The sequence below is a fragment of the Mycobacterium sp. E740 genome (genome assembly GCF_001672895.1).
GTDB lineage: Bacteria > Actinomycetota > Actinomycetes > Mycobacteriales > Mycobacteriaceae > Mycobacterium.
Genome location: NZ_LZKP01000031.1, coordinates 1 through 11,752 on the forward strand (window position 1 = coordinate 1; position 11,752 = coordinate 11,752).

The 11,752-nt window shown below is 65.6% G+C and carries 11 protein-coding genes; 8 read left to right on the forward strand and 3 right to left on the reverse strand.

Annotated elements, in window-relative coordinates; all coding sequences use genetic code 11:
- Positions 1 to 1,874: cyclase (locus A5663_RS02815; RefSeq protein WP_068143671.1), on the forward strand; the 1,874-nt coding region annotated here is incomplete at its 5' end.
- On the opposite strand, the gene A5663_RS02820 is transcribed toward A5663_RS02815, so the two are convergent.
- Positions 1,871 to 2,191: a hypothetical protein gene (locus tag A5663_RS02820; protein WP_068143752.1), complete on the reverse strand. Its 321-nt coding sequence runs from the start codon at positions 2,189 to 2,191 to the stop codon at positions 1,871 to 1,873. The genes A5663_RS02815 and A5663_RS02820 overlap by 4 nt on opposite strands.
- Positions 2,192 to 2,285: 94 nt before the next feature.
- Here A5663_RS02820 and A5663_RS02825 point away from each other — a divergent pair, with 94 nt between their 5' ends.
- From A5663_RS02825 to ppc, 6 genes are all read left to right on the forward strand, one after another.
- Positions 2,286 to 2,933: an ABC transporter substrate-binding protein gene (locus A5663_RS02825; protein ID WP_068143754.1), complete on the forward strand. Its 648-nt coding sequence runs from the start codon at positions 2,286 to 2,288 to the stop codon at positions 2,931 to 2,933.
- A 78-nt stretch (positions 2,934 to 3,011) separates the two neighbouring features.
- Positions 3,012 to 4,031: a type I glyceraldehyde-3-phosphate dehydrogenase gene (gene gap, locus A5663_RS02830; RefSeq protein ID WP_068143673.1), complete on the forward strand. Its 1,020-nt coding sequence runs from the start codon at positions 3,012 to 3,014 to the stop codon at positions 4,029 to 4,031.
- Between the two features lie 4 nt (positions 4,032 to 4,035).
- A complete protein-coding gene (pgk, locus tag A5663_RS02835) occupies positions 4,036 to 5,250 on the forward strand; it encodes a phosphoglycerate kinase (protein ID WP_068143674.1) in 1,215 nt (404 codons plus the stop codon).
- 14 nt (positions 5,251 to 5,264) lie between these two features.
- Positions 5,265 to 6,050 (forward strand): triose-phosphate isomerase, encoded by a 786-nt coding sequence (tpiA, locus tag A5663_RS02840; protein ID WP_068143676.1) that lies wholly within the window; start codon positions 5,265 to 5,267, stop codon positions 6,048 to 6,050.
- A 22-nt stretch (positions 6,051 to 6,072) separates the two neighbouring features.
- Entirely contained in the window at positions 6,073 to 6,306 is a 234-nt protein-coding gene (gene secG, locus A5663_RS02845; RefSeq protein WP_068143679.1) for a preprotein translocase subunit SecG, read from the forward strand.
- A gap of 42 nt (positions 6,307 to 6,348) precedes the next feature.
- The gene (ppc, locus tag A5663_RS02850; protein WP_068143680.1) at positions 6,349 to 9,150 is read left to right on the forward strand and encodes a phosphoenolpyruvate carboxylase; all 2,802 of its coding nucleotides are present in this window, start codon (positions 6,349 to 6,351) and stop codon (positions 9,148 to 9,150) included.
- Between the two features lie 5 nt (positions 9,151 to 9,155).
- On the opposite strand, the gene A5663_RS02855 is transcribed toward ppc, so the two are convergent.
- The gene (locus A5663_RS02855; protein WP_068143681.1) at positions 9,156 to 9,527 is read right to left on the reverse strand and encodes an ATPase; all 372 of its coding nucleotides are present in this window, start codon (positions 9,525 to 9,527) and stop codon (positions 9,156 to 9,158) included.
- A gap of 258 nt (positions 9,528 to 9,785) precedes the next feature.
- Between A5663_RS02855 and A5663_RS02860 the strand changes: the two genes are divergently transcribed.
- A complete protein-coding gene (locus tag A5663_RS02860; RefSeq protein ID WP_068143682.1) occupies positions 9,786 to 10,292 on the forward strand; it encodes a nitroreductase family deazaflavin-dependent oxidoreductase in 507 nt (168 codons plus the stop codon).
- Between the two features lie 7 nt (positions 10,293 to 10,299).
- On the opposite strand, the gene A5663_RS02865 is transcribed toward A5663_RS02860, so the two are convergent.
- Positions 10,300 to 11,736 carry an HNH endonuclease signature motif containing protein gene (locus A5663_RS02865; RefSeq protein WP_231976661.1) on the reverse strand — a complete coding sequence of 479 codons (1,437 nt, stop codon included), beginning with the start codon at positions 11,734 to 11,736 and terminating at the stop codon, positions 10,300 to 10,302.
- Positions 11,737 to 11,752 lie beyond the last annotated feature (16 nt).

Below are 11,752 nucleotides of genomic sequence, written 5' to 3' on the forward strand. Positions count from 1 at the left end.
TATTGGGCATCACGCAACAGCCGGGAAGAAGCGTTGCCGAGTCGATAGCTGCGGCGCTCGATGGCAGGGTCCGACTCCTGGTATTCGACAACTGTGAGCACCTACTTGATGCGACGGCCGATCTCGTTCAGGTGATCGTCGAGGCGTCTGCCACTGTGCGGATTCTGGCGACGAGCCGTGAGGGACTGGGCATCACCGATGAGCAGGTGTGGCCGTTGCGATCGCTTGCCGTCGACTCGGCCACGGACTTGTTTGCCGAACGCGCTCACAGTGTCGCGCCAAGTTTTACGGCCGATGAGTCGGATGCTGTCCTGGAGATCTGCCGGCGTCTCGACGGGATTCCCTTGGCCATCGAGTTGGCGGCATCCCGCATGGCTTCCATGACCGCAAGCGAAGTGCGCGATCGGCTCGATCATCGATTCAAGCTACTTGTCGGTGCCCGTCGCGGACTGGAACGCCATCAAACGTTGCACCATGCGGTGTCCTGGTCCTACGACCTTCTCGACGATGAGGAGAGGTCGCTACTCGATCGCTGCTCGGTCTTCGCCGGTGGATTTGACCTCAAGAGTGCCTGCGCGGTCGCAACGGAATCAGATGACGAGTTCACGATTCTCGACCGGTTGGATGCGCTGGTGCGCAAGTCGCTGTTGGTGGCTGATCGGACGGGTCAACGGACCCGATACTCGATGTTGGAGACGATTCGTCAGTTCGCAGAAGAACAACTAGCGGCTTCTGGTGCAGCAGAACAAGTTCGGTCTGCACACGCCCGTTACTTCGCCGGACGAGAAGCCGATGTCATGACCCTTTGGGACGGGCCGCGCCAGCGCGAGGCCTACACGTGGGTCGCAACCGAACTCGCCAACCTGCGTACGGCATTCCGGTGGGCGGCGGCGAAGAACGACCTCGATACCGCCGCGACCATCGCCACGTTCGTCGGGCTCATCGGCTACTTCGCCGAGAACAACGAACCCTTCACCTGGGCCGAGGAGTTGATCGAGTACGCCCGTGGGGTTGATCATCCCCGCCTCGTATATCTGTATCAGGTCGCGTCCGTCTGCTATCTGAGCGGACGCAGCGAACAGGGGCTTGCCTACGCGGAAGCCATCCCGAAGGTGAAACGCGACGGCCGCGTCGAGGTGCCATTTGGCCTCGAGGGATTGGCCGGCGGCGCTTACCTGATGATCGGCCAACCCGAACGGTACGCCGACTGGTGTCGCAGTTATCTCGAGTGCGGTCGTGATACCCACGGCTTGACAAGGTCGGCTCTGGTGAACGCGTTGGTGTTCGCCGGTTCAGCGGAGGAGGCCGTGATCGCTGCGGATGGTCTTGTCGAAGTCGCCGAGGCTACCGAAAACCCGTGGGCCATCTCATACGCTCTGCTCTCTACCGCGTTCGCATATCGCGACGTGGATCCGCTACGTGCGCTTCATGCTGCGCGCCGGGGGCTAGCGACAACGCGTGAGAGCGGCAACCGCTTCAACGAGTCGCACATGGCGGCGATCTTGTCCTCGCTGGAGTTCGAATACGGCGACCCAGCAGCTGCACTGGACCACACGGCGGTGGCGATCCGGAATTACCATGAGTCTGGGAGTGTCGCCTTCCTGCATTCGGTCCTGATCTACCTCGCAGTGATGGTCGACAAGGTAGGGCACTTCGACGCGGCGGCGATCATCACGGGCTTCGCGACGCTCAGCCCCATGGCGGTTGTTGCGAATCCGCAAATTGCGGCCGTCATCGACCATGTCCGGGAGAACCTCGGCGCACAGACCTACGACGCGCTCTCTCGGCGAGGTGAAACGATGTCACCCGCAGCGATGGTCGCCTACGCGTACGACCAAATCGACCAGGTCCGAGCACAACTCGAACAAAGCTAGGTGCGGTCAATGATCAGATCTTTGATCTCAGCGAGTTGCTCGTCGACCGAGCGGAAGGTGGCACGCGTCTCCTGGCGGAAGTCGACGAACTCGATCTTGAGGGCAGCCACGTCCGTCTTGACCGCCGCCATGTCCGTCTTGAGCGCCGCCACGTCCGTCTTGACAGTAGTGAGCTCTGATTTGACTTCCGCCAGACCCAGCCCGTGCTCGCGCTGAGTGGCGCCCAACGCGTTGACCGCGGCCAATACTGCGCGATAGTCGGCATGGGAGGCTTCCAGCGCCGCGACACGAGCCTCCAGATCTTCCATCGTGGCCATCTCGTCAGCGTAATGGCTGCAGAACGATCTGACTGCACTTGTCCACAGGGCCAACAAGCGGTCCATGCCGGCATTCGGCGATTACCGTGAAGTCATGGAGATGCTGAGGGTCCGACTGGGCATTCCCGCTGCGCCCTTCGCCGGCGAGCATGGCGGCCTTGACGTCGACCTGGTGCAGGCGCTCGCCGAGAAGCTCGGCGTTGCAGTCGAATTCGTCGCGGCTGAGGCCGAACATGACTGCGCCACCGGCACGCCCGGCACGTCTGAGCAGGAGAAGCAGGCGCTGTTGCTTCCGCCGTACGTCATCTCCGGTCAGGCGCTGGCCGTCGACACACGACGCCTGCCTCACGTCCGCTCCGTCGAGGATCTGGCCGGACTGACCATCGGAGTGCTGCGGGGCGGCACCAGTCAGCAGTTCGCCGAGCGACTCGTTGCCGACGGGAAAGCCGGCGCCGTCCGCCTCTACGACCACGACGGCATCGGCACCGCCCTCACCTCCGAAACCTGCGATGCCCTCATAGCCCTGGAACCCGTCCTCGCCGCACTGGAAAGACCGGTCGAGGTCGTCCAGCGCGGCCTCACCGTGGAAGAGATCGCGATCGCGGTCAGCCCCGGCGACCAGGCGCTCGTCGGCCGGCTCACCGTCGCCCAGGCCGAGCTGGAAGCCGACGGCACACTGCAAGAAATTCGCCGTAAATGGCTGGGCAACCCGTACGCAGACCAGAGCCTGGCCGCGCACTGACCAGGTGGCACGTGGCCGCTGTCACACCACTAGGCTGGCGTGCGAGCACCACACCAGCGGCGACATAGGGAGTGACCAGTGACCATCCGGGTAGGCGTAAACGGCTTCGGCCGCATCGGACGAAACTTCTTCCGCGCGCTCGCGGCGCAGAAAGCCGAGGGCAAGAGCAGCGACATCGAGGTGGTGGCCGTCAATGACCTCACCGACAACGAGACCCTCGCTCACCTCCTCAAGTTCGACTCCATCCTGGGCCGGTTGCCGTTCGAGGTCGTCGTCGAGGGCGAGGAGATCATCGTCGGTGGCAATCCCCTCAAGGGGCTGTCGATCAAGGAAGGCCCCTCCGCGCTGCCCTGGGGCGACCTCGGGGTCGACGTGGTCGTCGAGTCCACCGGCATCTTCACCAAGCGCGACAAGGCCCAGGGCCACCTCGACGCCGGCGCCAAGAAGGTCATCATCTCCGCGCCTGCCACCGACGAAGACATCACGATCGTCCTCGGCGTCAACGACGACAAGTACGACGGCAGCCAGAACATCATCTCCAACGCGTCGTGCACCACGAACTGCCTCGGCCCGCTGGCCAAGGTGCTCAACGACGAGTTCGGCATCGTCAAGGGCCTGATGACTACGGTTCACGCTTACACGCAGGATCAGAACCTGCAGGACGGCCCGCACAAGGACTTGCGCCGCGCACGCGCCGCCGCGCTGAACATCGTGCCGACCTCGACCGGTGCGGCCAAGGCGATCGGCCTGGTGCTGCCCGAGCTCAAGGGCAAGCTCGACGGCTATGCGCTGCGGGTGCCGATCCCCACCGGTTCGTGCACCGACCTGACCGCTGAGCTGTCGAAGTCGGCCACCGCCGACGAGATCAACGCGGCGTTCAAGGCCGCCGCGGACGGTCCGCTCAAGGGCATCCTCAAGTACTACGACGCACCAATCGTGTCCAGCGACATCGTCACCGACCCGCACAGCTCGATCTTCGACGCCGGCCTGACCAAGGTGATCGACAACCAGGCCAAGACGGTGTCGTGGTACGACAACGAGTGGGGTTACTCGAACCGCCTCGTCGACCTCGTCGCGCTGGTCGGCAAGTCGCTGTAGCGCCGTGACGATCAAAACTCTGGAAGACCTTCTTGCCGAAGGTGTTTCAGATAGAGGCGTGCTGGTTCGGTCAGACCTCAACGTCCCGCTCGACGACGACGGCAACATCACCGACCCCGGGCGGATCACCGCGTCGGTGCCGACGCTCAAGGCGCTGTCGGATGCGGGCGCCAAGGTCGTCGTCACCGCGCATCTCGGTCGCCCCAAGGGCGGCCCGGTCCCGAAGTACTCGCTTGCACCGGTCGCGAAAGCGTTGGGAGAGCAGCTCGGTCGCCATGTGCAGCTGGCCGGCGACGTCGTCGGCACCGACGCGCTGGCCCGCTCCGAAGGGCTGACCGACGGCGACATCCTGCTGCTGGAGAACATCCGGTTCGACACCCGGGAGACCAGCAAGGACGACGCCGAACGGCTGGCGCTGGCCAAGCAGCTCGTCGAACTCGTCGGCGAGGACGGCGCTTTCGTCTCCGACGGTTTCGGCGTGGTGCACCGCAAGCAGGCCTCGGTGTACGACGTCGCGACGTTGCTGCCGCACTACGCGGGCACGCTGGTCGCCGCCGAGGTGAAGGTGCTCGAGCAGCTGACCAGTTCCACCGACCGGCCGTTCGCTGTGGTGCTCGGCGGGTCGAAGGTGTCGGACAAGCTGGCCGTCATCGAGTCGCTCGCCGAGAAGGCCGACAGCCTGCTCATCGGCGGCGGAATGTGCTTCACCTTCCTTGCCTCGCAAGGTGTTTCGGTAGGCACGTCGTTGCTCGAGGAGAGCATGCTCGACACCTGCCGCAAGCTGCTGGACACCTACGCCGACGTGATACACGTGCCGGTCGACATCGTGGTGGCCGACAAGTTCGCCGCGGATGCGACGCCCGAGGTTGTGCCCGCCGACCAGATTCCCGACGGCCAGATGGGTCTCGACATCGGCCCCGGTTCGGTCGAGCGCTTCACCACGCTGCTGTCCAACGCGAGGACCATCTTCTGGAACGGCCCGATGGGCGTCTTCGAGTTTTTAGCGTTCTCGGCGGGCACAAAGGGAGTCGCCGAGGCGATCATCACCGCGACCGGCAAAGGCGCGTTCAGCGTCGTCGGCGGAGGCGATTCGGCGGCGGCCGTGCGTCAGCTCGGCCTCGACGAACAGGGCTTCTCGCACATTTCCACCGGGGGCGGGGCGTCGCTGGAATACCTTGAGGGCAAGAAACTGCCCGGCATCGCTGTTTTAGAAGAGTGAGAGGTACTGGAATCGTGAGCCGCAAGCCGCTGATCGCCGGCAACTGGAAGATGAACCTGAATCACTTCGAGGCGATCGCGCTGGTCCAGAAGATCGCATTCGCGTTGCCGGCGAAGTACTTCGACAAGGTGGACGTCACGGTGATCCCGCCGTTCACCGATCTGCGCAGTGTGCAGACGCTGGTCGACGGCGACAAGCTGCTGCTGACCTACGGCGCCCAGGATCTCTCCGAGCACGATTCCGGTGCTTACACCGGCGACATCAGCGGCGCGTTCCTGGCCAAGCTGGGCTGCACCTTCGTCGTCGTCGGCCATTCGGAGCGTCGCACCTACCACCACGAGGACGACGCCGTGGTGGCCGCCAAGGCGGCGGCTGCCTTCCGGCACGGCTTGGTGCCGATCATCTGCATCGGCGAGCAACTCGAGGTCCGCGAGGCCGGCAACCACGTCGAGCACAACGTCGAGTCGCTTCGCGGGTCGTTGGCCGGCCTGTCGGACGAGCAGATCGGCCAGGCCGTGATCGCTTACGAGCCGGTGTGGGCCATCGGCACCGGACGGGTGGCCAGCGCCGCCGATGCGCAGGAGGTCTGCAAGGCGATCCGCGACGAGCTGGGCAGTTTGGCGACGCCGCAGCTCGCGGGCGGTGTGCGCGTGCTCTACGGCGGCTCGGTGAACGCGAAGAACGTCGGCGAGATCGTCGCGCAGGACGACGTGGACGGCGCGCTCGTCGGCGGGGCGTCGCTGGACGGTGAGCAGTTCGCGACGCTGGCGGCCATCGCGGCCGGCGGACCCCTTCCCTGAGCAGTCCGGTAGTCTGGCCGCCATGGAATTGGCCCTGCAGATCACCCTGGTCGTGACCAGCGTCCTGATCGTGCTGCTGGTGCTGCTGCACCGCGCCAAGGGCGGCGGCTTGTCGACGCTGTTCGGCGGCGGCGTCCAGTCCAGCCTGTCGGGCTCGACAGTCGTGGAGAAGAACCTGGACCGGTTGACGCTGTTCGTCACCGGCATCTGGCTGGTCTCCATCGTCGGCGTCGCGCTGATCATCAAGTACAGCTGACGCCCGGGTGCGGCCCCGGCCCGGGGCATCGATACTTGAGCAATGGCTGAACCCGCCGAACTCGAACCGATCGGTGCGGTGCTGCGCACGCGGGTGGGCCGCGATGCCACCGAGCCGATGCGCGAGGACATCCGGTTGCTCGGCGCGATACTCGGCGACACGGTGCGTGAGCAGAACGGCGACGAGGTGTTCGACCTCGTCGAGCGTGCCCGCGTGGAGTCGTTCCGGGTGCGTCGCTCCGAGATCGACCGTGCGGAACTGGCGAGCATGTTCGACGGCATCGACATCCACCAGGCGATCCCGGTCATCCGCGCCTTCACCCATTTCGCGCTGCTGGCCAATGTCGCCGAGGACATCCACCGCGAGCGGCGCCGGGCCGTGCACATCGAGGCGGGAGAGCCGCCGCAGGACAGCAGCCTGGCCGCCACCTACGCCAAGCTCGACTCGGTCGACCTGGATCCCGGGGCCGTCGCGGAAGCGCTTGCCGGGGCGTTGGTGTCACCGGTGATCACGGCTCATCCCACCGAGACCAGACGCCGCACGATCTTCGACACGCAGCATCGCATCACCGAGCTGATGCGGCTGCGGCTGCACGGGCACAGCAGCACCGATGACGGTCGGGACATCGAGCAGGAACTGCGCCGCCACATCCTGACGTTGTGGCAGACCGCGCTGGTTCGTTTGTCGCGGTTGAAGATTCAGGATGAGATCGAAACCGGCCTGCGGTACTACCCGGCAGCGTTCTTCGAGGTGATCCCTCAGGTGAATGCCGACGTGCGCGCCGAACTGCAGGCTCGGTGGCCGGACGCCGGGCTGCTCGACGAGCCGATCGTGCGGCCGGGGTCATGGATCGGCGGCGACCGAGACGGCAATCCGAATGTCAACGCCGAGGTGGTCCGGACCGCCACCGGTCGGGCCGCGTACACCGCGCTGGACCACTACTTCGCCGAGATCACCGCGCTGGAGCAGGAGCTGTCCATGTCGGCGCGGCTGGTCCGGATCAGTGCCGCACTTGAGGCGCTGGCCACACGGTGCGAGGAGCCGGCGCGGGCCGACGAACCGTATCGGCGGGCGCTGCGCGTGATCCACGCCCGCCTCACGACGACAGCGAAGCAGATCCTCGACCGCCAGCCCGAACACGAGCTCGACCTCGGCCTCGAGCGCTATGAGACGGCCGCCGAGTTACTCGCTGACCTCGACGTGGTCGATGCGTCGTTGCGCGACCACGGCAGCGCGGTGCTGGCCGACGACCGGCTGGCACGGCTGCGAGAGGCGGTGCGCACCTTCGGCTTTCATCTCAGCGGTCTCGACATGCGGCAGAACTCCGACGTGCACGAGGAGGTCATCGCCGAGTTGCTGGCCTGGGCCGGTGTGCATTCGGACTATGGCTCGCTGACCGAGCCGGAGCGTGTGGAGCTGCTGGCGGCTGAGCTGGCGACGCGACGGCCACTGGTCAGGGAGGGCGCCGAACTGTCCGAACTGGCGCGTAAGGAACTCGACATCGTCGTCGCGGCCGCGCGGGCGGTGCGGGTGTTCGGACCGCAGGCGGTGCCGAACTACATCATCTCGATGTGCGAGTCGGTGTCGGACATGCTGGAGGCCGCGATCCTGCTCAAGGAGGCCGGCCTGTTGGACGTGTCGGCTGAGGAGCCGTACGCCCCCGTGGGAATCGTGCCGCTGTTCGAAACGATCGACGACCTGCAACGTGGCGCATCGATCCTCGAGGCACTGCTGGACCTGCCGGTGTATCGATCGATCGTGTCGGCGCGCAGCGAGAGTCAGGAAGTGATGCTCGGCTACTCCGACTCCAACAAGGACGGCGGATACCTGGCGGCGAACTGGGCGCTGTACCGCGCCGAACTGGACCTGGTCGAGTCGGCACGCAAGACCGGAATCCGGTTGCGGCTCTTCCACGGCCGCGGCGGCACGGTCGGTCGTGGCGGCGGTCCCAGCTACGACGCGATCTTGGCGCAGCCGCCGGGTGCGGTGAACGGCTCGCTGCGGATCACCGAGCAGGGCGAGGTCATCGCCGCCAAATATGCCGAACCGCAACTAGCGCACCGGAATCTGGAAACTCTGGTGGCCGCGACGTTGGAGGCGACGCTGCTCGACGTCGAAGGTCTCGGCGAGGCCGCGGAACCCGCCTACGAGGTGCTCGACGACCTGGCCGCGCGCGCCCAACGTGCGTACGCCGAATTGGTCCACGACACACCGGGTTTCGTCGACTACTTCAAAGCGTCGACACCGGTCAGCGAGATCGGCGCCCTCAACATCGGCAGCCGACCGTCGTCGCGCAAGCCCACCACCTCGATCGCGGACCTGCGCGCGATTCCGTGGGTGCTCGCATGGAGCCAGTCGCGGGTCATGCTGCCGGGTTGGTACGGCACGGGAACGGCGTTCGAGGAGTGGATCAGCCAGGGACCCGAGTCCGAGGACGCGCGCGTCGAGGTACTCCGAGATCTGTACCGGCGGTGGCCGTTCTTCCGCACCGTGCTGTCGAACATGGCGCAGGTGCTGGCGAAATCGGACCTGGGGCTGGCGGCCCGATATTCGGAGTTGGTCGACGACGAGGAGTTGCGGCGGCGGGTATTCGACAAGATCGTCGACGAGCATGCGCGCACCATCCGCATGCATGCGCTCATCACCGGCCAGGAAGATCTGCTGGCCGACAATCCATCGCTGGCCCGTTCCGTGTTCAACCGCTTTCCGTACCTGGAACCGCTGAACCACCTTCAGGTCGAACTGTTGCGCCGGTACCGCTCCGGTGACGACGACGAACTCGTCCAGCGCGGCATCCTGCTGACGATGAGCGGTTTGGCCACCGCGTTGCGCAACAGCGGTTGATCGGGCTAGAGGCCGGTGCTTCGGCGCACCTTGTTCACCGCGCCGCGTACCGCCTGTTCGGTCGCGGCCAGCGGCAAGATCACCGATTCACCGAGACCGACGATGCGCTCCACGCGCTCGACGATGCCCTCCATGCGGTCCACCACCCCGTGTAGGCGTGGGGCGAGCTCGTTGATCTGGCTGATCGTCTCGTTGAACCGCTCCAGCGTGGCATCCAGATTGGCGGTAGAACTGTTCAGGTCTTCGAGAGTCTCGCTCAGCCCCTCCAGGATCGTGTCGACCTGTTCGACCGTGACGTCGGCGTTGAGTGCCGCCTGCGCGAGCTTCCTGATTCGTTCCGGCCCGGTGCGTACCGGCTTGCCGCCCTTGTCTGCCATGCGGCAATTATGACCGCAGGCGTGGAACCGCTGAGCGGAACCGGTCGTCTGACTAGGTGTGAGCCAACGAGAGATCACCTCCCGGCAGTGCACGGCGGACCCGCGCAACGTCACGCTGGCACCGGATGCAGTGAGCGGACTTGCGGATTACGACGCAGGGTTTCGTGCTGGCCAGAGCGACGATCTCACGGCACCGTCTGGCTGAGGTGAAGTTGCGAATACCTCGCTGATTGGCCGCAACCTCGAAAGAATGCCGCTATGGAAGCCACTTCTTTCGACGATGCGAATCCTCTTCATCGAGCGATGCGTCGTCTGGCCGCCACGAAGACGGGTCGCGTGTTCTTCCGGCCGACAGCGCACAGGCTTGACCAGCTGGTCAGCAAGCTGACCAGCGGCAAGCGCAGTTTCGCGGGGATCGCGGCCGGGCTGCCGACGGTGATTCTCACGACCACCGGCGCCAAATCGGGGGAACCACGGACTGTGGCGCTGCTGGGCATTCCGCATGTCGACGGAGTGGCCGTTGTCGCGGCCAACTACGGCGGCGCCAGGCACCCGGGCTGGTATCACAACCTCAAGGCGAATCCGGCCGCCAGGGTGACGATCGATGGCGATACGTGGGACGCTACGGCCCGTCTCGCCACAACCAGTGAACGCGAAGAGATATGGGCTGACGGCGTCGAACTCTACCCAGGTCTCGTCAAAGAACGGGAGTGGGCGGGCGACCGGCAGATCGAGGCCTTCGTCCTCCAGCGGCGGCCCGACTGAACGTCGATCAGAACGGTGGTGGATCGTTGTTTCTGGCGATGCGTTCGCAGAGCAGGAACTCTTTGCGAGCCAGCCGTGCAGTGTTGTGTTCTCGCTCCTGACCGATGCGGTAGGCCTTGTCCTGCGCGCGGGTGCACCGGCGCTTTGGCATCTTCGCTTCGCGTCGAGTGCTCATCGCTGCGCCGGCCGACGGGAGAATGATCTCGCCGGTGGGTGTAGCCAATTGCGGGAAGAACTGCGCGCCCGCGGGTTTCGTTTCGTAGGTCTGCGTGCTGGGCGAGGTCCAGATCACAGTGCCGTCGGGCAGTTGGCGATCCGACCAGCCCCCACCACCGCTCCAGAAAGTTTTGAGAAGGTGGTGAAACACGCACAGCAACTTGAGGTTTGACGGGTGGGTCGGGCCAACGGGATAGGGGATCGTGTGGTCGATCTGGCACACCGCTGCGGGAGCCTCGCAGCCGGGGAAGCGACAGGTGAGGTCTCTGCACCGCACGAACCGCGCTAACGCGGCCGAGGGCCGGTAGGCGGCTTCCGCGCAAGGCATCGGTAGCCGGACGGGGCGCAGCGTGGCGGTGGCGACCAGGTCGCGCAGCAGCGGCGCCGGAACAGGACCGAAGCCGGGGGCGTACCCCGGATTGTCAGCGCGCCCGTCGAGGGTTGCTTCGTCGGCCACCACCGAGATCACCACCTGCCCGGGCATGACGGGCTGTCCGGATTGGGCAGGGCAGTGCTCATCGGCGCAACCGCACACCAGCGCGCGCTGCCCGTCGGCCATGGCCATCAAGGCATCAACGCGACGCTGTCGAATGGTTCGCGGATCGTCTGAGCACACCGTGGCTGCGATTTCGTCCACTCGGGTGTCGAAGGTGATGCCCTCGGCGAAGGACACTTTGGCCCAGATGCCGGCCATGCCCGCTCCGAGTGGGCCGACATCCACGTAGCGGTCGTCACGGGACGGAGTGGGTTCGCGCACTCCGGCCGGGTCGATTTTCTCCACCCACATGTCGACGCGATCGGTGAGTTTCGGTCCGGACATCTTCATCCACGTCGGCGCCCATTTCGCGAACGCCTCGTCGAGGCGGGCCAGGCGGTCGGGATCTTCGACGTTCTGACTGCGACTGACCAGCGCGGCCATCATCCGGAAGTCGATGTCGCCGGCGGCGAAGGCCGCACCCACCCGGGGCAGCCGTTCTCGGAGGTCGATGGCGTAGTTGAGCCGACCGGCAGCGCGGCCGCGGCTGATGTTCAGCGCCGCCGAAATCTCGGCGACGACGTTGGCGTGCCCGTCGATGGCCCAGGTGTCGCGCTCATCGCCGTCGTCGGGGATGTGCCGGGCATACAACTCACCGATCGCCAGCATCTCCCGGCCGCACGCGGCGTTCTGATCCCGCCAAGCACTGGTGATGGCCTCGACCACCTCAGCATCCGCGACAGTCTCGAACACGTGTTCGATACTACCC